Raw genomic sequence first — 26771 nt, 5'->3', positions numbered from 1 at the left:
TATAATATCTGAAATTTTAGTACGGGGTAAAGATGAGAAAAAAGTATCCAACAGATCTAAGCGAAAGGGAATGGGCAAGAATAGAAAAACACTTCAGAGTATCATACAAGAAAGGAGGAAGGCCGCCAAAGTATAGCAAAAGAGAAATATTAGAAGCAATTTTCTATGTATTGCGTACAGGGTGTCAATGGCGGTATTTACCAAATGATTTTCCGCTATGGAAGACTGTGTATGAGCAGTTCAGGCAATGGAAGAAGCAGGGAATTTTTGAGAAAATGAATTATGAAATTACAAAATATAGTAGAAGAAAAATAGGAAGGAATGAGCAGCCGAGTGCCTGTATAGTAGATAGTCAATCTGTAAAGACTACAGAAAAGGGAGGATCAAAGGCTATGATGGAAGTAAAAAAGTAAAGGGTAGAAAAAGGCATATAATTACAGACACTCAGGGTTTTATACTAGGTTGTTACGTAGGCGCTGCTAACGAAAATGATAGAGATGGTATTAAAATAGCATTAAACAATATGAGAACAAAATATACTAAAGTTAAAAAAATGTGGGCTGACATGGGATACCAAGGAAGAAATTTAAAGAATCACATAAAGGAAGAATATGACATAGATATTGAAATTGTTAAAAGGCCTCCATGTAGATTTTGGGTGCACAAAGATACGCCACCTGAGCTACTACCAACAAGAGAACAAGGGTTTAAAGTACAGCCAAGAAGATGGGTTGTAGAAAGGACTTTTGCTTGGGTTAATAGGAATAGAAGGCTATCGAAGGAGTATGATTTACTCACAACATCCACTGAGAATTTCATATACCTAGCTATGAGTAGGGTTATGTTAAAGAGGGAATATGCTTGAATTTACTAGTTTCCGGACAACCTCTTACTGATGAAAGTGATCGAAAAAGTAGTGATGAGTGTTCTGAAGCAAAGCCACAGAGTGAATCTCCGAGTAGCCGGAAAGGGTCAGAAAGTAATTCGTTTTCAGGTAGTAGTACTTTATCAAAAAAATCTATTATGCCAGAGCTAGAGAAGTTGTTTATATTAGAGCTAGAAAAGTGGTTCCTATATTTTCAGCAAAATGGCAAAAAACTTGACTCGACGCGTTCAACTCATGAGCTTTCAAGTAAAAAAACAGCTACTTCATCAGAAAGAAAAGTAAAAAGTAATTCACCCTCAAAAGTGACTCCTGTTACTGAAGTACATACCGAAAACAAGCCTACTGAATTAAATGATAGTATTACAGAACTCCCGTCACAAGGTACCGTAGGCAAACTAAACATGCCCGGGGACCGTAGTTCTAAAATTTCTGTAGATAGTGGTTTAGGGTCGCTTGAGCGGGGACAGTCACCGTCGCTTATTGAAGAGTTTAGTGATTCACTTCAGCAGACACCGTTAATAGTTGATAAACTTGAAAATATATTTAGTAAATTATTAAGTGTTGTTCACAATCTATTAAAAAACCCGGCTTCTCCTACGCATAAAGATGTGTCGGGTGGACTAAAGTTGCAACAACATCTTGATTCTGATCAGAGAGAGAAACTATACAAAGCTCTTTCTTCTAAGATGAAGAAGAAGCTAGATTCCGAACTTTTTCTCCCTGAGTACGAGAAGTTACTATACCTACTTTATGTTGATAAGAGGGAGGTGCGTTTGCTTCTTTCTCCTCCTGGGGAAGTAGAGCAAGTGTGCTCAGTTCTTCCTTCTGAGGAGAAGGAGCAAGCACAATCAAGTTCTTCTGAGGAGGTAGTACGCTTATTTCAGGAGTTCTTTAGTAATCAAAAAGTTAGTGATAACTATCTTACAAGTTCTAAGATAGATTCTCCTGAGATCGAGACATGCTTGAAAAAAGAAATTTCTCAAGCGGTTTGTACCTAATCCACTGCTCTCAGCCACCCAAGCGTTTTATTAGCTGACCCTGAGAGCACTGGTGTTAGTTTTTCTCATCCATTGCAGATATTGCACCGTACTAAATATTTAAAAAGTATTAATATAAAGATATCAATAAAATTATTTACATTTTTATACTATGCCCATAGCATCATATATTACTTAACCTTACAATAATTTTTTTATTCTTGCTGCTTCTTCAAACTCCAAATTTTTAGCATGCTCTATCATTTGCTTTCTCAAATCATCCTTATTAGTATTTACTTTCGGTTCTGCTATTGCCCTCTCCTGTAAGGTGTTTGATATAGGTTTTATTATAGTCTTTGGGACAATATTGTGCAATATATTATGTTCTTCTTGTTTTTTTCTTCTTCTTTCGGTCTCTCTTAATGCACGGTCCAGAGAACCAGTGATTTTATCTGCATACAAAATTACTCTACCTTCAGCATTACGCGCAGCACGACCGATCGTTTGAATTAATGAAGTTTCTGATCGCAAAAATCCTTCTTTATCAGCATCCAAAATTGCAACCAACCCACACTCTGGAATATCAAGACCTTCCCTCAGCAAGTTAACACCTACTAAAACATCGATTTCTTTAGATCTCAATTTGTATATAATTTCTATTCTCTCCAGCGCAGCAATATCAGAATGCAAATAACTCACTTTCATATTCAATTCACTCATATATTCAGCTAAATTTTCAGCCATTTTTTTCGTCAATGTAGTGATTAAAACACAAAATCCCTTCCCTATTGTCACTTGTGCCTCATGAATTACATCATCAATTTGACTCTCTATTGGTTTTACAATGCAGATTGGGTCTGTAAGCCCTGTTGGACGGATAACTTGCTCTATAAATACATTATTGGTCTTTGCCAACTCATACTTTCCTGGAGTGGCTGAAATGTAAACAGTCTGCGGCCTAACTCCCTCCCACTCTTCAAATTTTAATGGACGATTATCAAAAGCGGAAGGGAGCCTGAAGCCATAGTCGATCAATTTCTTTTTACGCGCCTCATTACCACTGTACATCGCACCAACCTGAGGAACGGTGACATGACTCTCATCAACAAATAAAATTACGTCTTTGGGTAAATATTCAAACAAAGTAGGTGGTGGATCCCCAGCTTCCATTCCATAGAGATAACGCGAATAATTTTCAATACCTTTACATATTCCTGTTGTTCTCATCATTTCGATATCAAAATTAGTGCGTTGCTCGAGGCGCTTTGCTTCAACAATCTTGTTTTGCGAGTAGTAATAATCCAAGCGTTCATGCAGCTCTTTTTTGACTAGTTCAATTGCCTGCAACAAAGCCTCACTCGGGGTTATGTAATAGCTATTTGGAAAAATGGTGATTTTATTTACGCCTTTGGTAACATTGCCCGTTATAGCATCAACTTCAGAAATTTCTTCTATTTCATCGCCAAATAACGATAAACGCCAAGCTTTATTTTCATAATGGGAAGGAAATATATCAACAATATCGCCGCGCACTCTGAAATATCCTCTCTCAAACCTGGCATCAGAGCGCTTGTATTGAAGATCAGTTAAGTTGCTCAGGAAATCATTAATACGAATTTTATTTCCAACACTAAGCGGTATGATCATGCTGCGGTAGCTCTCAGGCGAACCAAGACCGTATATGCAGGAAACACTGGCAACTACGATCGTATCCCTGCGCTCCAAAAGGGAGCAGACGGTGGAATAACGCAGCATCTCAATTCTTTCGTTAATTGCAGAATCTTTTTCGATATAAGTATCAGTTTGTGGTAAATAGGCTTCAGGTTGATAATAATCATAATAAGAAATGAAGTATTCAACAGCATTATGGGGAAACAATCCTTTCATTTCCTCATAAAGCTGTGCTGCTAAAGTTTTATTGTGTGCCATAATTAATGCAGGCCTGTTTGTCCTTGCAATAACATTTGCCATAGTAAAAGTTTTCCCAGAACCAGTAACTCCAAGCAAAACCTGATCTCTTTTATTGCTATTTAGCCCTGCAATTAAGCTATCGATTGCCTGTGGTTGATCCCCAGCCGGTTGAAAATGTGTAGCGATTTGAAATTTCATAGACTTTACTTACTATCTTTGATTCATTGTATAGTAAACACTATATTGCTTTTAAGATAAGTTGTATAGCTATCGTAAAGCCATAAAACATTAACCAACAATGTCATGCAAGTAGCTGACACTGGAATCTTGTTTCAATGTTAAACAAAATACCATAGAATTCAAGAAGACAATTCCTAAAAAATTCCTACATCCAAAAAAAGGCAAAATGCTGCTTGAATAAGCTAAATTTTTTTAGATGCAAAAACAATAAAACATAGTTGATACTAAAGTTATAGTACTCCTATGACAACGTTACAAAAATTAAGGAAATGGATAGCTCTGATCAATTGGAATAGTATTTTCAGGTACCGGTGGTCAATATGACATTTTTAAAATAAAGATTTAGAACCTGTTTAAAATCTTCTCAATAGAAGAGAAATGAAGGAAAGAACGACCATTTGTAGGCTAGTGTTAAGTTTTCGCTCGCAATTTTTCCACAATCGTCTGCATTTTTCTAACCAAGCGAAAGATCGCTCTACAACCCATCTTTGTGGCAATACAGCAAAGGAATGTAATTCACTTCGTTTTATTACTTCTACAGTTGCTCCAATAATCGTTTTTATTTTAGTTGCAAAATTTTCTCCTGTATAACCTGCATCGACCAGTATATTTTTAACTTCCGAGAGGTTTTCTTTTGCGCTTTCAACCATTCTCACAACACTGCTAACCCCAGTTGTAAATTAGAAAAAATAGAAAAGGTAAGGAAATAGGGTAAACTCCGAGGTATTTGATATTCATTCCTAAAATAGGAGGTTACCAATGAAAGAAAAAGTAACAGAAATCTTTTGTATAGTCGATGATTTTTGCAATACAGTCGATGAAAATTTTGCAGAAAAACTTCTACCAAGTGGCAAAAAACCAACCAGGACGCCAGAGATTACGCATTCAGAGATTTTTACCATAATATTGCTATATCAAGTGCGACAATTTTAAAATTTTCTATGTGCATTATTTGAAATTATTATACGAATCAGCGTTTCCAAAATTGCCATCCTATAGTAGGTTTATCAGGTTAAAATCGCGGGTTTTATGGTATTTAGCGCTCTTAATGCAATGGTTTTGCGAACAGTCAAAAGTGACAGGGATTTCGTACATAATCTATCGCTGTTTGCCATCCAAAAAGGACCTCGAGAAACAAAGTTTTCAAAGGGTTGGCAAAGATTGGAAAGACTACTTATGGGTGGTTTTTCGGTACATCTAGTAATCAACGAAACTGGCGAAATTCAAGGGGTTACGGTGACAAAAGGCAACGTTGATACCTGTGCCAAATTTAACTCAGAAATTGACTGGATTATTGTTTAGAGATAAAGGATATATCAAAAAAGATCTTTTTCACGAATTATTCGATAGAGGGTTAAAGCTTGTAACCAGTATAAAAAAGGGTATGAAAAACTCATTAATGGCGCTAAATGAGAAGATTTTGTTAAGAAAAAGATCGATTATTGAGACAGTTTTTGGCTCTCTGAAAAACAAATTTGAGATTGAGCATACTCGCCACAGATCACCGATAAATTTTTTGGTACACATTTTTTCTACGCTTGTTTCATATTCCATACAGCCGCTGCATTTCTAAGCTTTACTTCGTTGGCTAATCCGCAACTGGGGTATATAGGGTTGACACCAAGGCAATATTCTTCTGGAGAAGTTGATCGGCATGGCAGCATATCAAAGATGGGACCAGCGGAATGTAGAAGTATGTTATATGAAGCTGCACAAACAATGCTTACAGTTACCAAGAGGACATTTAAATTAAAAAACTGGGGTTGCGAAGAAAAAAGGAATGAAAAAAGCAATTGTAGCAGTAGCAAGAAAATTAGCTGTAATTATGCATAGGATGTTGGTTGATAAAACAGAATTTTATTATCAATAAACATCAAAAGAGCATAGGACAATAATTTTATTGAAAATAAAGATAGCAATGCCGATGGAAGGGACAAGCAAGAACTTAGTTAGACTTCGTGGTAAATATGTTGCCGTCCACTTCCGCCTAACAAGTATAATGCGGCTTGACAAATTTATTGTCATCTCAGACCGCGGAGAGAACCATATGCTACTTTTAACTTATGTAAAATTACCAAGGATTATGGAGAAGATATGCTGTTTTGATTTGTGTGAAAATTATTGTTGACTTATGTGCAATTAGAGAACCTAAGTCACTTTAGCTATATATAAAAGGTTTAAGTGGTTGTATTGATGTATCTTTGTATTAAAAAACACCCAATAAGCAGAGTTGTAAGTGGAATAAACCACAAAATGTAAGTGCTAGATTTTATAGGCGGTACGATTATAATTGAATTGCCGTAAGAATTTTTTAACTCTGAGATTATCTCTTCATCTGTGTATCCATCATTGATTTTTTTACGAATTGCTTCTCGCATATCATACGCGATCTGAGATCCAGATTCAGACAATGATTCGCCAGAACATATTGGACACCTTATTATTTCAAATAAACTGGTTGCTCGTTTTTCCATGCTTTTATCTCTGAGTTTATTATCCAGAGTAAAAGCGTTTACGCCTGAGTGGAATATCAATATGAAAAGTAAACTAACTACTGCTCTCATCCTTGGTTAATTGGGTTATTTTACTGAGCTGGTTCATAAAATCAGTGGTGGATAACTTTCCAATAAAGCTTGACCCTACATCATCATCGTACTTTATTGAAAATTGAATGCCATCATCAGTTGTTTTTTCTGATAAGGAAGACATTAATTTTTCAAACGCATCTGAAGTTTTTGAGTCACCAATCATAAACGAGATTAATTCTTTATAATTTGATATAGCCACGTTGATTTTGTCTTTAAATGAAGACGTAACCAAATTATAATTTCGCACTCCACCATCTGCAGCAAGAGAAAAATTATTACTTTGAATTAAAAATTTCTCTATGTTGAAATTAATTCTGGAAGCTGAGATGTGGTTTACAAATTCGTAATCAAATTTAGTGTCGATACTAAGGTAACTTTCAGGACTTGCAGTATTTTTATACCGATAAGTATAAAAATCAAATCCTAGTTTAGTATTTCCACTTGGTTCTTTATCGAGGTGAAATTGAATGTAATTGCTTTTATCATTCACTTCAGTTATAACACTTTGCTGATTTTCTAAAACATCACATTTTAATCCATAATCTTCGTAACGAAGTGTATCTATATAGTCTATCACGGTACTATTTTTGTTGAATCGCAATGAAGATGGTAAATCGTTTAGTCTAACAACAAAGTGGCTGCTATCGTTTGTGTGGCATTTTATATTCTTTTTCTCATCACCATGAACAGCAATATTGACTTCATTGCTTGGTATGTAGATATATACTGATTTATCAAACAATCTATTTTTTATCAATAAAGCATCAGATGAGATGGTTAATTGCTCATTGGAAAATTTTGGGTTTGTCACACGAAAAATTAGGTTAGAAGGAAATCCACTAAAATCATGTGAAATATCAAATTTTTCGTCGTTAATGTATAGTATTGTTTCAGCTAAAAGATTTTTTACCTTACATGCAGAAAAATACCAAAAACCACTATACGCTACAGGAATAAACAAAAGTAAAGAGATGATAATATAGATAAAAATCTTACGCATAGCTAATCACTCCCCTGTTTATCCAATGATATATTTCTTGTACCCCTTGGTATGGTTACACACAAGCCGTCGATATCTTTTGTGATTTTTATTTGGCACCCAAGTCTTGATGTCTCTGTTAAGCCGAAAGCTAGGTCTAACATATCATTTTCCTCATCAGATATGGGATTATGCGTTTCTACAGCATCATAAGATTTTGGATCAACAATCACGTGGCATGTAGAACAAGCAAGAGAGCCTTCACATGCACCTTCAAGCAGATCTGGATCACTTCTATGGGCTAAATTGAGCAGAGTTTCTCCCTCTGCAGCTTCATAACTTTTCTTACTCCCATCAGGTAAAATAAAAGTAACAGATGGCATATTATTCCTATTAAAATCCTTACTAATTTCTCTATATCCTACAGGTAATAACTAATATTTGCAAACTCTTTGCAATTCCAGTGCCTATATTTCTTGTTATCCAAGTAGCTCTTTGTTGTCATCCGAGTAGCTGACACTGGTTCCTTTATGACGGCAGTGCCCTCTTCTTGTCATCCCAGTGCCCTGATTACTTGGATCCAGAAAAAAGAATGGTGTCATGCAAGTAGCCTCCTTCTCCTGTCATCCGAGTAGCTGACACTGGGATGACACCCCACTTAACCGTCATACTGCCGCGGTATCTCTTAGCCGCTAACAAGCAGCGGGATAACGAGCTTATCGTCACGCCGTCGCGAACCGTCATACCGCGATTCATTCGCGGTATCTCAGCCGCTAACAAGAGATCCCGCTAACAAGCAGCGGGATGACGATTGTCGTTTAGCCATAAATATTAAGAAATTTACCAAATGAAAAAAAGGCAAAAGAAGCCCCGTGGTTGGCTAATTACTTACATTATACTTTCAAGTATGGCGTTTTTTTATTCTAAACGTTTAATAACCGCGATTCAGTTGCTTTTAAGCCGCAACTAATCTAAATTATAAACATTAAGAAATTTACTAAACAGAAAAAAAGGCAAAAGAAACCCTAGGGTAGCTAATTATTCACTATCCATTTTTTAAGTTGGCGTTTTTTTATGTTTTAAATGCTTTATAAGCGCATTTTAGCTTATATTAGGTAAAAACCTAGAAATTTTATAAAGACATAAGGTGCACATAGTGCAAAAAATTAAACATGAGACGCCAGATACGTGAGTTTTTTTGTCATTTAATCTGTACAGAGAAGATAAATAAATAGCTTCAGTTTCATGATAAGGGGACTGGCGGAGGGTGTCAAGTAAGTTTTTTCGTTTCTATTGAATGACAGTTGTAACCTATGCAAGAAGTCTGTTGTAGTTTGTACGATATCTTTATAAAATGGTTCACATAAGTTATCTAGCAGTGCAACTAAACAAATACAAAAATCAAAACGTCGCGGTTTTTGGTCTTGGTAAAACTGGTTTATCCGCCATTAACGCTCTAACAAAGAGTGGTGCAAGAATATATGCATGGGATGATCATGAAGAGCAAATAGCAAATGCAAAAATGATGTATAAAAAATGTAATTTTATTCATCCCAAGGAATACAATTGGCATGAGATCAGTGCATTGGTTTTAAGCCCTGGAGTGCCAACAGAGCCACATTGGATAGTAAAACTTGCAAGGAGATTTGATTGCAAAATAAAATCAGACATTGAGCTATTTCTTGAAGCTAAAACTACGAACCAGAAGGTAATAGGCATCACAGGAACAAATGGTAAATCAACCACTACATCACTAATAGGGCACATATTAAAATCTGCAGGGAAAAAAGTAGCTATTGGTGGAAATTTAGGCGTTCCTGTTTTGGATCTAGAAAGAGATGCAGAAATTTATGTAATTGAATTTTCCTCTTTTCAATTGGAGTTGATGAATGAAATTAACGTGGACATTTCAGCACTGCTCAATATTACACCAGATCACATAGATAGGCATGGAAGTATGGAGAACTACATAGCAACTAAATTAAAACTGATAAACGGTAGTGAGGTTGCCGTAATAGGATGTGACAATGAGATTACTGCTGATATATTCAACAAATTCACTGGAGACAAAATTCCAATCTCAGTAACATATTCCCCGATGTCATTCCAGCGCGTGACGCTGGAATCCAGAAAAGAAAAACCATTGCCAACTACTCAGATGACAGAGGGTGGTGCAAGAGATCTAATATCATTGGCAGGTAACAATTTGCTTGATTATAGTGAACAGATTACTGGTATAGATCGAAATTATCTGGATCCCAGTGTCAGCTACTTGGATGACAAAAGGGGCACTGGGATCCAGAAGATCTCGTTAAAACTAGAGAATCATAGCTTATCAGTAAGCGACGTGAAAATAAACCTAATATCCAACGCAGAAAACATAGCAGCCACATATGCCGTATGTAAGGTACTTGGAGTAGATAGCAACACTATTATCAATGGAATCAAGTCCTTTTCAGGACTGAGGCATAGGAATGAACTGCTTGGCAAAATAAGAAATGTGTTTTTCGTGAACGATAGCAAAGCAACTAATGCAAAATCGAGCGAAAAGGCGATCTTATCTTATGAAAACATAAATTGGATCGCTGGTGGAAGAAGCAAAAAAGGTGGAATAGAATCATTAAGCAAGCATTTTACAAGGGTTAGAAAAGCTTTTCTTATTGGAGAATCAACCGAAGCTTTTGCAAATGTTATGGAGAATAAAGTAGATTATGTTAAATGTTGCAATCTAGAAGATGCATTCAGATTGGCTTTTGAAGAGGCCTTAAATAGCGCAGAAGAAGTAACAATATTACTTTCTCCCGCGTGTGCTTCTTTTGATCAATGGAAAAATTTCGAGGAACGTGGTGAAGCATTTTGTAGAATGTTTGAAAATCTCAGGTACAATCACACATGCTGTTTAGTATGATGTTGCGTGGAACAAAAGTTAATAATAGATAAGCTAATTAGGGTTATTCCATTTGAAGGGATAAGCGATGAAACCCTATTAAAGGTGTGCACTGACCTTAATCTAGCTAATAGCTTTTGCAAATTTCAGAATGGAATATATAGCGCTTTGGAGCACATAGCAGAGGACTTAAATAGCTCAATGGAAGCTGAACTAAGGAATTCTAATTTAGAAGATATGAAAGTGCGAGAGCGAGTAAAGTTAGCCATTCAAATATACCTTTCAAACTATGCTAAGCTACCGAATTATAGAGAACTTTTAAAAAATGTTTTATCATTCTCCGTATCACCAAAAAATACATATTTTTCTAGTAAACTTTTATACAGAACTATTAGTGCGATTTGGTATGGCATTCATGACCAATCAACAGATTTTAACTACTATACAAAAAGAGCAATATTAGCTGGAGTGTACTTAAGTACGATACTTTTTTTTATCAATGATTATTCAGAAGATTTTGCGGATACTTTATCGTTTCTTGATAACCGTATCAACAATGTCATGACATTTCAAAAATTCAAAACTCGCTTAAAAGGAATCATAGGAAATTTCTTATAAGCTATTGATTGTTGGTAGAAAAGTACTTGAGCACGATCCTGAAAAGGTTTGTGAAAATAAAAATATTCATGCTGATCATAAAGAACATTTAGTTTATCGTGAGGATAATAATGGTACAACAAAATACACCAGTTACGAAGAAAAAGAAAATAAATTTATTGAAGAAGCACATGAATATTTAATAGACTCTGAATTTAATAAAAATTTTGATCTAGGGCAGTACAGAATAAGTAATTTCTCCGGAAACTTGACGAAAATAGAACTGGAACTCATCAATGAAAAGTATATGCAAGTTCAAGTTAATAGAGAAAGAAAAATTATTCTCGCTATACCGTAGGTGCGTTCCAAGATTATACTGAAGTTTTTATTGCACTCAAAATCTTCGTTTTTCCTAATCTCTAGAATTATCAATGCATCATCACTTAACCAGCCTGAGTGAGCTAGTCCATTCAACGTTGATTCAACTAGATTGCTATTGTAAGGTGGGTCTATAAAAACTATGTCACATTTTGAAATAGGTTGTGGTAAGCAGTTAGCACTGCAGCAAATTAGCGTAACATTGTCCGTAATTCCAAAATCTTTTGCTGTTTTTTTAGGCAATTGCAAATTGTAATAATCTGAATCTACCATAAATGCATGTTTAGCGCCGCGAGAAAGCGCTTCAAATGAAAAAGAACCACTACCACAGAATAAATCAAGTACATTCAAGTTATAAATAGGTTTTCTTGAGGAAAGCATATTAAATATTGCTTCTCGGACAATACTCATAGTTGGCCGTGCAGCTAAATGCTTACCTGTAGTTATTTTTCTTCCGCGATATTTGCCTGCAATGATGCGTAGCATATTAAATAAGCTCCAAAATAATTAATTATTTATACTATATGATTAATGTCAATATGGCTTTAGCAGTTTAATAGAGAGAAGCTATCGAGTCGCTTGTAAGAAAAACACAAACACAAGACTCATCAGTTATCTTTTTCTGATTTGCCTGCTGCATTAATTGCTTGACCAATCTCATCTTGTAAATCATCATGATCATTTTTTTCATCATGATTTAGCCCTTCAATTCTGCTTTCTAACTCTAACTTAATTATAGTATTGATTTTATCTATATTATCAAGAAAGCCTCTACATTCTTCTTCACTATACTCTTCACCAGATGCTTTTTTTTCAATAAATAGGTTTTTAAATCCTGCTAGATCAGAATTCTGATCGGTATTTAGTACAACATTTCTCTCTATGAAGCTAAGATCTGACAGCAGTAAGCTAACCTCTAACAGATCTTCACTTTTCACGCTTTTAAGGTCTTCAAGACTTTCTAAAATACTAAACACCTTAATCCTTTCTTGTACAATCTCTTTGTCTTCCTTATCAAATTCAGACAATAAACTATGATTATCTACAAATTTCTCACTCAAAGCTTTATTCAATTTAGCAAAATTGACATCCTTGTCAAGTGATGTGTTATCCCGCAACAAGTCTACCCTTGCCCTACGCGCATTTAAAATGTCGTCGTAGTCATTTAACTTTATGTTGCCATCTTTGTCTTGCTGCAATTTATAATAATCAAGGCCTTTGAAATTTTTATTAGTCTTCATCTTCAATCCTCTTCTCATCTCCTTTTGCATCTGGTTTCCTCATTGGTTCCGGTAATTTCCTTTTACTGTCTTCTCGATTTCTTTTTTCCTCTCTTTCAGCACGTTTTTTTATAGCTTCCTGGGTATTCATTTCAAAAAGTGCCTTAACGTACTCTTCTGGATTTTTTGGTTCTTTAAATAAAGGCTTAAGATTATAAACTTCGTCTTTTCGATCTCTTTCTTCTTTTCTTCTAGCTCTTTCAGCACGTTTTTCTACAGCTTCTGGAGTGTTCATTTCAAAAAGTGGTGAGAGGTTGTAAACTTTATCTTGATTTCTTCTGCCTTCTCTTTCAGCACGTTTTTCCATACCTTCAAAAGCAGATCCAAAATCATCAATTTCATCTGAACCTTTTGGTTCCGTGCCTAAATTTCGTGTCACTTCATTTGATTGATCAGGCTTATCTTCTTCTGTTGGCTGATCATGCTGTAGTTGATTAGGCTTGTCTTCTTGTTCTGTGCTTAGTTCTCGTACTACCTTATCTGGCTGACCTCCCCCTCGTAGTCGAAGAGGGTCGCCTTCTTCTAGTGGCTGATCATGGTTATCTCTTACTAGTTCCGTGCCTAACTCTCGTTCTACCTTATTTGATTGATCAGGATTGTCTTTTTCTGGTTCTCTCTTACGGCCTATGGTGTCATCATGAAGCTTATTCAAGAAATCTTGCCTATGCGATTTTGCTCTAAAAAGTAAGTTATTTGGATAACCATCTTTTTCTCCTGTACGGCGGCTAACTCCTATAGAATCAAGGCCATGCTCCCAAGTAAACTTCATAGCATCTTCTATTGTATAGCCCAAATGTGATCCTACGTATCCTTTATAATAATCTAAATATTTACCGATCCTTCTGTGTGTAATATCTTCCTTATCAACTCCAAATGCCCTGTAGATCTTTTCCTCAAGTTTATCAACGTCATTTTTAGGTGATGTTGCAAATTTTGTTGCTTCAATAGTAGCACCTACAAATTTACGTGGCACATCAATAGCGTATTTCAGCACTCCTCCAACTCTTGGTACTCTCCCCAGCAGATTAGCTGCACCTCCGGCTAATCTATCCGGTAAATGAGTAGCCCAACTGCCTAAAGACTCAAGTCCTCTACCAGCAAAATTTTGCCACTGCTGTTTGAATCCTTCCATTATCCCAGTCAAAGGCGATGCCTGATACATACTAGATATATTGTAAACGCTGAATCCACCACCAGCGATACTTGAGCCCATTTGTTGTACGAACGTGCGTAAGGAGAACATTAAAAATGAAAGCAAGAATAGTATAAAGATTTCCCCTGCATTGATTAAATAACCTCTCTGTATGTCTTGCACCCTTTGGTAATCACTATTTTCTTGATAGTTTCTATTTACCTTATAAAAATTCTGTGATTGGCAGCTCCCATCTTGTCTAATTATATCTTGCACTAAAGACTTTATTTCACTTTTTAAACTTGGCTGTAGAATTACTTTTTCTATGATTTCCTTGTAATTAGTACACCTGCTTTCATTTCCTGGCTGCTTACAATAGATTTCTGTCTTTTTACTTATATTATTAATCAATAATAAGATATCAGCTTTTTCTGATGCATGGGATAAACTATTTGTTAAACGCACTAAATCTTTTACACTACAGCTATTATCTACTACCATATCACTTTCTGCAATATAATGGTCTGCTGGATTCTCTTTAGTACCAGGAATTGGGTTAAAGAAAGGATAATCTATATAACGAAACCCTTTTTCAATGTAATCCGGTGGAAGAGGGATATACCCAGCACCGCCAGTAAATTTTATTGTACCACCTTCTCTGCTTATCTTTTCTATACCTTCTATGTTCTTATCTACGTTCAGCGGAGAAGCTTCTCCAAGAGTGTAAGGTACGAAAATTTGCCCTGGGGTCCAACCAAAGTACTGCTTATCAACGATACAAAAACCACCAAACACCCATTTTGGAGCACATAACCTTACCTCAAACCATTTATTGTAGCATACAGTAAAACCTAACTGCCTATAAAAGGTATTCATTATAATGGAAGCCAGTAATGACAAGAGAGCAAATATCATAATCGACTGTAAACAAAAGCTGATGCAGAATTTTATCCAACCTTCAAATAGACTTTTCAGCGGTGAAAATAAAATAGAAATTAGAAACAGTGGCATAATGGCTATAAGAAAAGCTATACCCATAAAACCAGAGAGAAATATTATGTAAGCATATAAGCACAGCAAGAAGTATAGCACAATCCCTATGAAAATTGCCGGTATCATAAGAAGGCTTGCCCACATTTGGTAATGTAAAAACGCTGCAAACTTTTTCCAAACAGAATAAGCAAAAAACTTATTGAACATGTCCTCCATGAAGCTAAACAACTTAGCTTCATCTCCTTGAGCAATACTTCCGGTGTTCATGTTGGGAGCAAAATTAGTAATTATACTTATCAATTGTTCAAGACCTTTAACGAATAAAACAAGAAAATGATCATAGAAAAATCTAAAACTTCCAGGAGATATAAGCACTATTACTAGAGTGATTTTCATCATTCTGATGAGCATATCATGCTTAGTTTCTTGTATCATGCCAAAAAGATAAAGAAGCGATGAAATCATTACAAATAGAACAAGCAAGGAAAGAACAAAATTGTGAAAGCTCGTACTTTTTTCAGCTATATTTTCGAACATAGCTTGTGCAACTGCAGGATCATTGCTATTAAAATGTTCTTTGCAATTTTCGTTAATCAATAATACACATTTTAGATAGTTATAAATGTAATCAAAAAACCCAAAACTACTTGGCTGCTGCACTCCACTTAAGAACTCAAAAGAGTAGCCACCTACATTATCTAAGTAATATCTATCTAATATTTTTACATATATTTTCCATCCCTTTTTTAACTTCAACTCATTACAATTTCTGTCTTTTAATTTAGTGCTATCTCTGTCTAAAGTAAAAAGACCGCTCCCATTTTCTGCCACGGAGTTGTAACCTAGATGTACAGTAGGATATTGAGGATCGCGCATTAACTTTAGATTTTCGTTAGGATCATCTTTCCCCGTTTGAAACAAAAGATAAGCACCATGACCATTGGTAAACCAACATGGAGCACCACGTGATACTGTATTTGCGCTATCATCTTCATTAATGCACTTGCAATTTACAGTGCAACTTGTATCAGACTTACTTGAAAATTTTTGTATGCTAGGTTTATAATCATTACAAACTAAGTGAAAATTAGGTAAACTATTATCACTTTGTTTACCTTCAAATTTAGTTGCATATTTTAACTGCTCCAAGCTTTGTAAGGTATAACTGCCTTTTTTAGATTCCTTCTTGTTATTATTACTCCAAGATGTCCATGCACCATTTACTCGCACTATTAAGCTATCTCCATTGGTTTCTAATCCAGTATCTTTCCACTTCACCACTTGGTTATGGTGAAAACCAGAATTAATTTCACCAGTGTCAGGATCAATAACGCTTTCATCTTCACCTTCTGGAATAAAAGCATCATGATCGCTTGAAAAATGAGCGCTTACTGCAATAGGTTCAGGACCAAAATAGTCAGCAGATATGCACCTTGGAAAAGGCATATCGTTCTTACTACAACCTGTGATCAGCACATAAGCTGCAAGAAGTAATACCCTAAACCAACATTTGCCTAAACGTGATTGCATATCTAAACTTTTTCCAAATACAGAATAAATTTCTAAAACTTTACTTAAAATATCTTTTTAATTAGTTACTCCATAACATCATTCATATCTTACTCCTCTCCATTTTCTTCCTTGTTTTTAGCTTTAGCACTAGGATCACTTCTTATTGTTTCATCAGAATTTTTTTGCTGATCTGATTGTTTTAATGTTTTAGGTCTATCACTCGTTGTTTTATCAGAACTTCCTTTAGAATCTTCTTTTTTGTCTGGTTGCTTTGGTGTGTTAGGTAATTTAGCCTCAATTTTTCCCCGATCTTTACTCATTTTCTGCTTGATACTCTGTATCATACTTTGGGTCTTATCATCAAGGCCAACGGTTGACAGCATAGCTTGCGATGCGCTCTTAGCAACTGTACCAACACCGCCAGTAACTCCATAACCAGAGCTAAATAGTGTTTGTACCATAGTTTCCGATATAGAAACAAAAGCTTCCATTGCACCGGCAATAATGAGGTATGTAAACGCCTGGATTAGGTCTATAGGTAATGCTGCAAAGTGTCCACCAGCCCTTTCTCCGGTACTGAGTGCAACATCAACGCTAGTGCCAGGACTGTATCCAAGAGGCAGTATTGATTTCATCAAGCACAGATCATACGATAAGAAATTTACGCTAATTAAACATTGATAGCATGCAGAAAAATTTGTGAGGTTATATAAAACTGAATACATCAACTGATTTAAAAGAGATAAAAATGAAAATAAAATGACTGGTTCTAATGAAACATGAGCCAACGTTTTTATCCAATTATCAAACAAGGGTTTAGTCTTTTGAAATAGAATAAATACGATAAATAAAGGTGTTAATGACAGTAAAAACGCTACTAGAACAGTAGATATTACATATTTCAATGTAGCACTAATAATGCATTTTAAAAACGCATAAGTAGCGCAGAGTATTGCCAAAAATGCAATAACGCCAAAAGGACCAGAAAGCATCAACGATAAAAACTTTAGCCAAGTTTCTGCTGTGAATAATACTCCTGCTGTCAAGTCTAAGAATGCAAATTTTCTCTCCCCTTCTCCTACATAGCCAGAAAAACTATCAACTAAATAAGTGCTACCATCTATAAAAAGTCTGGATAAAGTTGTACCAAAAAGTTCCCAGCTTCTATCGCTAAAGGCAAAAGCTATAAATGCTATCTTGAACATTCTTACAATGAAATCAAATTTACTTAGCTGTATTGTTCCAAGCATATAGCCAACGACAGTAAATATAACGTATAGAGTAAGCAAAGCTCTTACCCCTTGAAGAAGACCTCTTACATATCCTTTGTATGAATCTTTAACGCTGTCCCCAATTACTTCTTCTTTTATAAGTTTAAATACCCCGTTTACATTCGATGAAATAAAATCATTAATTTTTCTTTTAACAAATAAAGTTACTGTGTACTTATTATTTTCATAATATTTGCCATTTTTATCTGTAATGTCATCTCTCTCTACGTTGCTTACATTGATGCCGAAATATATCTTCTTAGATTCTTTGTTCTGAAAGTGTTCTCCGCTTATTACATCTAATATGGTGTACTCATCTTTTCCGTTTACTCTTTCTCTCACTCCTACCACTTTAAAATCATTAGTTCCCACACCATGCAAATCTTTAGGTGGCTCATCACCTAAATATACATATAATTTTTCGCCATTAATATATTCACATGATCTAGTCACTTTAACATGGTACCCTCCTCTATTATAGTAATAATGACCATAATCTGCGATAGCGAGCATCACACTACTACCGGGCGTTACCTCGTCATTTACTGGATAATCATTGTTCAATTCCAGAGAAAAATCCTCGAATTTATTGTTATCGCCAATTTGCGAACACATATTATCCCCTTTTGCACCCTCTTTCTTTGGAAGACATTGAATACCTTTAGCGGTATTTTTATCATCAGGATCACCAATTTTTGCAACAAGAGCCTCAGCCCAAGATTTATCATCTTCAGTAAAACTACCTGCTTTAACATTCCCTTCCATTTTTTCTAGATAAGAATACATATCACATTTATTTCCTTTATCGTACTTCTTATACCTTATAGAGGAGACACAGTTCCGTTCTCCTGCTTGACCTAAACCATAGTTCCATATACCCTTCTCAGTATAGCATATATTTTGATGGTAGCAGTTAAGCTCATAGGAGGAGTACTTTTTTCTCTCATCAAGACTACAGTTTTTTCCATCACATAACTCGTTCAATCCTATTTTAGCGCGGCGTAAATCAAGTAGTGAACCATATACCCATGGTTCGTTGTCTTGAATATAACCTTTATTAAAATGCACCTTATTATCATATGGGGTATACCCATTGCCAACTAGCACTTTGCTTTCCTTTGCTTTTGTTTTATCAAGAGGTAAAAATTGTATTTTATTTTTTGTACCATCTTTACCATCACAAAAAAACTCTCCCCCCTGATGTACTTCACTCACTGTAGCTTTCTTATATACAGTTTCCTTACGATCATTTTCTACAGCTTTATAACAATTGTCATCAAAATTGATGCCTTTCCCTTCTGGATTGTCGTAATCAATTGTTATTTTTCTGGGAACTAAGCTGAAGCTTAACTTGTCACCAGGATTTACTTTAATTCCAGTGTCCACATAACGTCTATTGCTGCCAAATCCTTTGCCACCACATAGTTCGTTTTTACTTTCATTAACACCATAATTGTTAGGTACACTATTAATATCCGCAGCCTTACTATAATTTGGTTCTGAGCCATCAGCACAAAAGCTAGCTGGCACAAGTACTTTCCTTGGATTTTTGTCTTCTTTAAAAGGGCAAAAATTTACTGATCCATCGAGGGTGAATTTGATTTTCTCACCCTGACTAATTACCTGACCAGAATCAACCCAATGAATTTTATCGGCTTTACGAACTGGAACATCCACATTAACGCTGGTGTTTTTGCTCTGCAACCCAGGCTCGACACAATCCATATTACAACCAGTGATTGCAAGACACAGTATCAATAATAGTGATCTTTTACTTATCATTGCTGTCTTCCTGGTTGTGGTATCTGAGGCGTTGACCTTTGAGTCCCTTGTGGTATTTGAGGTCTTGACGTACCTGACTGTTGAGAGGCATCTCCTCTTTCTCTTCTTTGAACGCTTTGTTCATCTAACCCTACTGTTCCCATTAAGCTTTGTTGATACTGTCTTCCAGGTTCGCTTGCTACATAAGCACCAAACAACGAGTCAGATATTGCCGAAGAAGCTTCAACTAAAGCTTTCATAGCGTGTCCCAAAATAACAAAAGCCATCATAGCGGTAATATTAGGTGTATATTTGGAAGCATAACCATAAAAAATACAAGGGTTAAAAATCTTTAGGTTAATATTAAATATACATGTAGAGCAGACCTCAAAATCAAATACTGAATACACAATATAATCCATAACCTGACTTATCAGTGATATAAAAATTAAAAGGACCACTGGATGAATTGCAAATCTTGCTAAATTTTTAACCCAGTTTTGAAACATCTGCCTAGTATACGCAAATAAAAGACAAATAATAAAAATAGGTGCTAAAGAAAGTAATAACGCAACTATTGCTATAGATGTAATAAAAGAAAATAAGGCATTAAAAATAGATAAGCTCACTGTGATTAAACCCCAAATCACCAAGCAAAAAGATACAATGCCCAAAGGGCCAGAAAATATAAGAGATACTATTAACAATACTGAATGCGATGACAAGAACCTATTGAACGGCAAATCAAGAAACTCAAAAACATTTGAAGTAGTGCCTCTAAAATTTGCTATTTCTATTAGTTGTTTTGGAGTGTTAATAAATATAGAGAATGCGTTGTTATAAAAAAAGTCCCAGCTATTATCCTGCAATAGCTGAGCGATGATTCCTATCTTTACGCATATAATTAAAAACTCATATATAGAAATATGAGTTAATCCAAAAAAGTAATAAAGAGTATATAAGATTATATATAGTACTAATAGTGATATTATAGTAGATCTAATGGTATTTGTTCTGCTTGATTTTATAAAACTTTCGTAAAGAGACTTTACAGGACTAGTATCAGAGTGAATTGCGTTAGGGTCTTTATAATTAGAGCCGAAAAATGCAGTTTTCACTTTTTCATCAAAGAAATTATATATTGCACTAAAAGTTTTTGTAGGTGGCTCTTGAGTTGTTAGGTTAATGCTAAACTGACCTTCATTTTTGTAATCGCAGCCATGGTCTCTTATTCCGTAATATATGGTGCCTGTTTTGTCTTTTAATTTTCCTTTCAAGTTTTCCATGTCATGAACTTTGCTGATATCTACAGATATATCCGCTTGATTTTCACCAGGCTTATGCTCAGGGAATTTATCGGAAACACTTATATACAAGCTATTTTCCAGACTATGGTTCTTCGTTACTCTTATGTTGAACCCGCCTTTGTCATTTGTATTGTAGCAGCTCTTGTCATTTCTGCTACATAGACTAAAAGTTAAACTTGGTATTTGATGGTCATTCTCCATCTTATGATCACAACTAGTACATAAACCACCACCTGGAATGTGTTCAAGAGTTTCATTATCCATACCAACTTTTAGAAATGTAATGTCAGTTTTTACCTGTTTTCCCTTTAATACGTTACTAATAATTTCAGCAACAACAGATTCACCACTAGAATTTAAAGCATTGAATAGCTCAATTTCTATATTATTATATTCAATATACACGCAATCCTCGCCTCTACGACCAGAAGAAAATTTACATATACGTCTACAGAGTGAATTTAAAATGTGCGTATCTATCTTACTTGCACTGCTCTCTGAAAGCTTGCTGCAATCTATATTCTCTCCTTGTTTTATAGAGTTAATAATATTTTCAATTTCCTTTTTTCTTTCATCTTGATCTAACTTCGAAAACCAGTACTCTCTTCCACTCAACCATTGCGCATCGCCTATTATATATTTATTAGGACATATCCCATCCTTGCCACCTTGGCATTTCTCTTGATTTAAAACATGTGCAAAATGTTCCGTTTCTTGCTCGCTACACTTTTCGTCGATTTTCAAATACCTGATTTTTGTCTCACTCTCTTTATCTTTACACACTTTACTTCCAATCACACTAAAGCTTATCGTATCGCCTTTTTTAAGTGTAAATGGTAATGCAACGTCATTTCTCCCAGGCCCAATTGCAAAATCTGCATACTGCTTAGGACAAAAATTAACCTTACTAGGCACTATATCAATCTCTGTTACTCTTATTCTATCTGAGATATTAACACCAGAATCAACCCATTTCTGCTCTGTTGACACTATATCTAGTTTTTCACGCAAACCTGATAAATTTTCTGGCTTAATACAGTGATGTTCCCCGCAGCCTGACAGAAAAAAAAACGGTATTATCAGCAAAAATTTTAGCATAAATCCAACTCATTCAGTGCTTTTGTTAACACTCTCGGAGCTACTAGAACCAGAACCTCGAGATTTACTCTTGTCTCCACCACTCAACTTCTTAGCAGCAGCACCAGCAACTCCAGCAACACCCCCAGCAGCAGCTTTGGCAGCAGATAAAGCTTTGCCCACCATTTGTCCAGGTGTCTGACCTGAGCCAAGTGCTGCTCTATGGTTACCAGCAAGTTCAGCAGCCATGCCAGGAAGAATGTTTAAAAAGTGGTAAAAGAGGAATAATACTAAACACAATTTTAATAATTCTCCGATGAGAGAGCTGCCAAACTCCATGTATGTAAAGTCGAATAGACCAAGTATGCTGCTCTTTTTAAAGCTATAATTTTGCATCATACATGCAAGAGTAGTTTCATTTTTATCACATTCCCCATCTTTCAATTTAAACCACTGTTTTTTCTTACTATATGAGATTTCTGCTTGTTTCTTTTCATATGACTTGTCCGGTTGTTCATTTTTATATGACTCGTCCAGTTCAAAATTTAAATTTTTAAAATAGATTTTATCACATGCTATGAACATAAAGGACAAAAACGCAAAAAGGATAACCGGGTATAAGCTATAGGTAATCAACTCTTTCACCCAGCCTTCAAAATATCCTTTGGTGTGTTGGAATAAAACCATAGGAATGAACAAAGGTGATAAAATGATGATTACACTTAAAGCAACTAGAGATAAAATAAATACATAGCACAGCCACAAAATAACCATCATCATCAGAACGGCCATAAATATACAGACAAGAGCTACTAAAATTTGTCCACCAGCAAAAATAATACCGATTACCGAACCTGCAACTAATAAGACAGGAGCAGCACCAAGCAAGACTGCTAACGTTGCAACACCTCCAGTACCAATTTTGCCACCAATTCCATCTAAAGGGGCACCTAAATAAAATAAAATTCTACAATCAAGCCTATCCCAAGGTGCAAGATAACTGTAAGATACCCTCTTTCCTGCACGAGTATATTCATAATCTGTACCTGCTTTATAATTACATATGCCTTTACTTTCAGATGATGCTTTTAGCACTATCTCTGACAAACCATTTGAGAGACGAGTTAATTCTCCATAATAATGAGACATGGTACTGCCTGTTGTGAAGTAAATCACTAAAGCGAATTTTATGATCAACATATACATTTCTTGAGGCCTCTGAACTCCACCAGACATGGCTTTTATAGAGAACAGTATTAAAGCTAAAACTAAAACAGCAGTTACAGTGTTTTTCAGCCTTTTCTGTGCTACAGATATAAAACTCTCACCATTTGGTGCACCTTTACCTGCAACTAAATTATCTAACGATTCCTTAATGCATTGCACTATCATAGAAGTTACGGGAATAGGAGCTAATGATTTACTCCCTGCCTGGTTATAACAAGCTTCAGAAACATACGAGCTAAAACAGCCAGCATTATCATAACCTACAAAAATTTTCCCCCCTTGTCCGTTGAGTCTTTTTTCTTTAGATCTGATAATAGTTTTATAGTCATCATTATTACCAATAGGAACTTTTTCCTCTCCTGTACCATCTTTATTTTTGAATATCATCACAGATTTTTCACACATAGGAGCAAGTGGGTCAGGTGGCAATTCCGTGCACCCCATATCAACCCCTTGCGGCCAAGGAGTCATTTCGATACCAAGCATGCTAACACTGGCTAACTCCACACATAATCTGCCCGTTTTTCTCACTGCTTTGAATGTAGCTCCATGTATGGGTTCGCTCTGTCCTGCTTTGAGAACTCTACATTCCAGACCACCATCAACCTTCGAGGACCATGACCCATCTACGTATCCAGTGTCTTTCTCCCTGACATCAAAGTCTATGTATCCAGGTTTTCCTCTGGAATTAAAGTCTACCTTATTAAAAAGATTACCAAAAGTTAAAGGGTTTCGATGACATACTTCTATATATTCACTGTATTGCACACCATTTTTTGGCCAGTAATAACTCTCTGTACTCTCCTGAACGTTAGAATTTAAGGCTTCTTTTTCTGCTCTTTTCCCGTCATAATCTTTTTTGTTCACGTCTTCCCGAGCTTTATTTTGCAAACAAGAAAAATATTCCTCTTCTGTTTGGTAATTTTCATTGGTGCAGCCACTATAACCTGTGTCTTCTAATTTAAAATTTTTGTATTTTCCATCATGATCACGTGCAACTGGGTGTTTAACAAAACTATGTTCACAAACAACAAGCCCTCCTATCGCTTTCCAGACTCCAACAATTGCAGCTATCATTCCAACAATAACAAGAGCGGTAAACAAACCAGCAGAAGAAACGATCAAAACAATGCCAGTAAATATTGCGCCAACAGCAATCGCTATTCCAGCAAGTGCTGCAGCTGTTTTAAACGCTCCACAATCAGGATTAGAGGCACGACTAAAACTGCCAGTGGAATTAAATCTGCTAACAAATTCTGTCTTGTCAGTACCACTTACTCCATCTGCAAGCACTGGATATGAGAGTAAAAAGTCTATATTTAGTAAAAATATCGCAATTAATAGCAATGACAGCTTAGTCTTAAACATTTTTTACCTTCTGATAAAATATAGGCAACCATACTTTTGGGTTGTCCCCAACTTCATTTAATATATCGTGTAACAATAGAACACTTTCTGCACGTCCGGATAATACGTTGATTATATCATCCAGGCCTTTTAAGTCTATTCTAGCTACTACAGCATTGACTCCTTGTTTCACCAAAAAGAATCTAGTACTCGGATCTGTGTGCTTAATTAATATATATTCACGTTCAGTTAACATAAAAACATCCCGATAGACACTAGTAGCTTTCAGATTTGGTAAAAAAATCTGTGTCGCTGTTTGTTGTACAAGCGTATCGCTAATAGTACTTTTACTTGCATCCTCAACACTCTGAGTAGCAAAAATCACAAAAGCATTTAGTTTTCTCAGTACCTTCAACCAGTCTTTTATCTTGGGTGCAAAAACTGGATTATCTATTAACGCCCATGCCTCATCAAGAACGATAATAGATGGAGTGCCATCAAGAGATATACTAATCCTATGAAATAAATAAATCAAGACCGGTCCAAGAGCAACAGGATCTTTGAGCAAGCTAGCCATCTCAAAACCAAATACTCTTGCTCGTGAAAAATCTAGCAAATCTTCTTTATTGTCAAATATTGCAGCATGAGAACCATTATCATGCCACATAGATATTGCCCCAGCTAGAGTATCAGGACCTGCAAGCCCTAAAAACGGTACGAGGTTTCTCAAGAATCTGTCTTCTTTTCTTAATTTAAAATTTCCTTCAATTGCATCATTAATTCGTGCAATATCTTCTGAAGTAAATTTATCATTATATACCGAAATTAAAGACTTTATCCACTCCATTAAAAATGTTCTATTATCAGAGGTATCATCAAGTTGTAAAGGATTAAAATTTGTTTTAGTTCTTGGTTCTATTACAGTATAGATACCACTAAGTGCTCTTAAGAAAATCTCTGCACCGCGATCTTTATCAAAAAAGAATATCCTTGGAGAAAACTTCATCGCTTGGGCACACAGGAAATTCATTAAAACAGTTTTACCAGCACCAGTTGGGCCAATTATCATAGTGTGTCCAACATCCCTTATATGAAAGTTGAAAAAAAATGGAGTACCAGATGTCGTGTCAAAAACTGTAACGGCATCTCCCCAGTGGTTATTGAATTTATTACCAGTAGGATAATTATGTTGAGATGCAAATCCAGCCAAATTAAGACTACTTATTGTAGCTTTTCTCACTATATAATCGAAATTACCAGGAATTTGCGCCCAAAATGCTGGTTCAAGGTTAACTCTCTCACGTATAGGGTAAACACCGCAATTAGAAAGCTCTGATTCTACCAACGACAGAGCGTTATCCAATGATTTAGGACTTTTTTCTATACATAAAATAGTCAGGTGATGTTGACCAAACGCAATCTTACCACTCATTGCGTCATCAAGCGCTTGAGAAATTTCTGCTATTTGAGAAATAGCTTTATCTGCAGACTGTATCATTCGATTTTGCTGTATCTGCATTTTTCCAATCGCCATTTGCCTGTTTATAAATTGAAAAGATTGCGTAATTATAAACTCGTAAGGAAGTTGTAAAAACGAATCAAGCATTCCTGCAGAAGTATGATTTCCATATTCTTTGATACTAATTATTCCAGCATATTTACTCTCATTATGAGTCACAACCTGTATCATCTTACGGCCAAAGAATAACCTATGTACTGGTAAGTATCTTGATATTTCAGTTCTTAGCGGAAAAAGCGTATTTGTAACGAAGCCACAATTTACGATTCTAGATAGAAACTCCATTATTTCGCAGAACAAACCATCTGGAGTTTCTTTTACTCCAAGAATTTTAGGCGAATAATTTCTAAGGCTTGTCACTACACGATTTGTCGTTTCCTCTAAATCTTCATACGTGGCACGTATATCACTTTCCCAAGCATGTTTTGAAGTTACATGTCCGAATTTTTGTAGTAGATGTGACAAAAATTCTACTCCTTTTGTGTCCGCTCTACGGATAATCGTAATGTATAGGTCATTAATAAATGATTGCCTTGTTGCGTGTTTTTCTCTCCATTTTAGATTTACGTGATTAGCGAAAAAATTCGGCAAACCTTGACTTGCAAATTCATCAGAAAAAATATTTTTCTTACGTCTGATAGTATGAAAATACAAACTAAATGCCGGAGATGAAATGCTTCTTAGCATCTGATTCCTGATGTTGTTCTGTATGACTAAATCCTCGTCATCGGCAGTTTCAAATGCAAAACCACTTAATTTTATAACCTTAACCAACCAATTTTCTTTTGTCATCAAGGTTGTGCTATTCCAATAGCAAGAATAAGGAATAAATTCAGCAGCATGAACTTCCCTGTTCAGAGTAGATTTATTCTTTGATTGAATAGCCCTAAACCTCAGCATCA

General features: G+C 35.6%; 18 protein-coding genes and 2 pseudogenes. 7 read left to right on the top strand and 13 right to left on the bottom strand.

Features of this window, described 5'->3' with window-relative positions; translation table 11 throughout:
* Positions 1–32: 32 nt before the first annotated feature.
* Positions 33–865, top strand: a protein-coding gene (locus AAGD62_RS02205) for an IS5-like element ISWpi1 family transposase (RefSeq protein ID WP_094189578.1) whose coding sequence is annotated in 2 segments (ribosomal slippage) — positions 33–402 and positions 402–865 — 834 coding nt in all. Because the reading frame shifts where the segments join, the coding sequence is not laid out codon by codon here.
* The gene (locus tag AAGD62_RS02200) at positions 862–1884 is read left to right on the top strand and encodes a hypothetical protein (protein WP_155969183.1); all 1023 of its coding nucleotides are present in this window, start codon (positions 862–864) and stop codon (positions 1882–1884) included. The genes AAGD62_RS02205 and AAGD62_RS02200 overlap by 4 nt, the downstream gene beginning before the upstream one ends.
* Before the next feature lie 180 nt (positions 1885–2064).
* Here the strand turns inward: AAGD62_RS02200 and uvrB are convergent, their stop codons facing one another.
* Both uvrB and AAGD62_RS02190 read right to left on the bottom strand, forming a co-directional pair.
* Complete coding sequence (gene uvrB, locus AAGD62_RS02195) at positions 2065–3972, bottom strand: excinuclease ABC subunit UvrB (RefSeq protein ID WP_155969180.1); 1908 nt, start codon at positions 3970–3972, stop codon at positions 2065–2067.
* Positions 3973–4367: 395 nt separating this feature from the next.
* Positions 4368–4646 (bottom strand): annotated as a pseudogene (locus tag AAGD62_RS02190) (transposase); the annotation flags it as partial.
* A 127-nt stretch (positions 4647–4773) separates the two neighbouring features.
* Here AAGD62_RS02190 and AAGD62_RS02185 point away from each other — a divergent pair.
* Together AAGD62_RS02185 and AAGD62_RS06845 are read left to right on the top strand one after the other, a co-directional pair.
* A pseudogene (locus AAGD62_RS02185) lies at positions 4774–5587 on the top strand (IS982 family transposase).
* 11 nt (positions 5588–5598) lie between these two features.
* On the top strand, positions 5599–5847 hold the full coding sequence (locus tag AAGD62_RS06845; RefSeq protein ID WP_182309100.1) for a transposase: 249 nt from the start codon (positions 5599–5601) through the stop codon (positions 5845–5847).
* A 344-nt stretch (positions 5848–6191) separates the two neighbouring features.
* Here the strand turns inward: AAGD62_RS06845 and AAGD62_RS02180 are convergent, their stop codons facing one another.
* The 4 genes from AAGD62_RS02180 to AAGD62_RS02165 form a co-directional block, all read right to left on the bottom strand.
* The gene (locus tag AAGD62_RS02180) at positions 6192–6578 is read right to left on the bottom strand and encodes a cytochrome c-type biogenesis protein CcmH (RefSeq protein ID WP_015589263.1); all 387 of its coding nucleotides are present in this window, start codon (positions 6576–6578) and stop codon (positions 6192–6194) included.
* On the bottom strand, positions 6562–7602 hold the full coding sequence (locus AAGD62_RS02175) for a hypothetical protein (RefSeq protein WP_155969178.1): 1041 nt from the start codon (positions 7600–7602) through the stop codon (positions 6562–6564). Before AAGD62_RS02175 ends, AAGD62_RS02180 begins: the two co-directional genes overlap by 17 nt.
* A gap of 2 nt (positions 7603–7604) precedes the next feature.
* The gene (locus AAGD62_RS02170; RefSeq protein WP_155969176.1) at positions 7605–7964 is read right to left on the bottom strand and encodes a ferredoxin family 2Fe-2S iron-sulfur cluster binding protein; all 360 of its coding nucleotides are present in this window, start codon (positions 7962–7964) and stop codon (positions 7605–7607) included.
* A 96-nt stretch (positions 7965–8060) separates the two neighbouring features.
* Positions 8061–8183 (bottom strand): hypothetical protein, encoded by a 123-nt coding sequence (locus AAGD62_RS02165; protein WP_007549233.1) that lies wholly within the window; start codon positions 8181–8183, stop codon positions 8061–8063.
* A gap of 752 nt (positions 8184–8935) precedes the next feature.
* On the opposite strand from AAGD62_RS02165, the gene AAGD62_RS02160 reads away from it, so the two are divergent.
* From AAGD62_RS02160 to AAGD62_RS02150, 3 genes are read left to right on the top strand one after another with little or no spacing between them, the layout of a single operon-like run.
* Positions 8936–10489 (top strand): Mur ligase family protein, encoded by a 1554-nt coding sequence (locus tag AAGD62_RS02160; protein ID WP_155969174.1) that lies wholly within the window; start codon positions 8936–8938, stop codon positions 10487–10489.
* A 6-nt stretch (positions 10490–10495) separates the two neighbouring features.
* Positions 10496–11086, top strand: coding sequence for a COQ9 family protein (locus AAGD62_RS02155; protein ID WP_155969172.1), 591 nt, complete (start codon positions 10496–10498; stop codon positions 11084–11086).
* A 4-nt stretch (positions 11087–11090) separates the two neighbouring features.
* The gene (locus AAGD62_RS02150; protein WP_006279274.1) at positions 11091–11423 is read left to right on the top strand and encodes a hypothetical protein; all 333 of its coding nucleotides are present in this window, start codon (positions 11091–11093) and stop codon (positions 11421–11423) included.
* On the opposite strand, the gene rsmD is transcribed toward AAGD62_RS02150, so the two are convergent.
* From rsmD to AAGD62_RS02115, 7 genes are all read right to left on the bottom strand, one after another.
* On the bottom strand, positions 11381–11929 hold the full coding sequence (rsmD, locus tag AAGD62_RS02145; protein WP_006280837.1) for a 16S rRNA (guanine(966)-N(2))-methyltransferase RsmD: 549 nt from the start codon (positions 11927–11929) through the stop codon (positions 11381–11383). The genes AAGD62_RS02150 and rsmD overlap by 43 nt on opposite strands.
* Before the next feature lie 122 nt (positions 11930–12051).
* Positions 12052–12684, bottom strand: coding sequence for a hypothetical protein (locus AAGD62_RS02140; protein ID WP_010082417.1), 633 nt, complete (start codon positions 12682–12684; stop codon positions 12052–12054).
* Positions 12674–16378, bottom strand: a complete 3705-nt coding sequence (locus AAGD62_RS02135; protein WP_155969170.1) for a type IV secretion system protein — start codon at positions 16376–16378, stop codon at positions 12674–12676. Before AAGD62_RS02135 ends, AAGD62_RS02140 begins: the two co-directional genes overlap by 11 nt.
* 89 nt (positions 16379–16467) lie before the next feature.
* Positions 16468–19413 carry a type IV secretion system protein gene (locus tag AAGD62_RS02130; protein WP_155969168.1) on the bottom strand — a complete coding sequence of 982 codons (2946 nt, stop codon included), beginning with the start codon at positions 19411–19413 and terminating at the stop codon, positions 16468–16470.
* Positions 19410–21797 carry a type IV secretion system protein gene (locus tag AAGD62_RS02125; RefSeq protein ID WP_155969165.1) on the bottom strand — a complete coding sequence of 796 codons (2388 nt, stop codon included), beginning with the start codon at positions 21795–21797 and terminating at the stop codon, positions 19410–19412. Before AAGD62_RS02125 ends, AAGD62_RS02130 begins: the two co-directional genes overlap by 4 nt.
* A gap of 9 nt (positions 21798–21806) precedes the next feature.
* Positions 21807–24371, bottom strand: coding sequence for a type IV secretion system protein (locus AAGD62_RS02120; protein WP_213863603.1), 2565 nt, complete (start codon positions 24369–24371; stop codon positions 21807–21809).
* Positions 24364–26769, bottom strand: coding sequence for a VirB4 family type IV secretion/conjugal transfer ATPase (locus tag AAGD62_RS02115; RefSeq protein ID WP_155969161.1), 2406 nt, complete (start codon positions 26767–26769; stop codon positions 24364–24366). Before AAGD62_RS02115 ends, AAGD62_RS02120 begins: the two co-directional genes overlap by 8 nt.
* Positions 26770–26771 lie beyond the last annotated feature (2 nt).

Source organism: Wolbachia endosymbiont (group A) of Eristalinus aeneus (genome assembly GCF_964026915.1).
GTDB classification, from domain to species: Bacteria; Pseudomonadota; Alphaproteobacteria; order Rickettsiales; family Anaplasmataceae; genus Wolbachia; species Wolbachia pipientis.
Note: the sequence above shows the minus strand (reverse complement) of the source record. Positions and strands in the feature narration are given on the sequence as shown.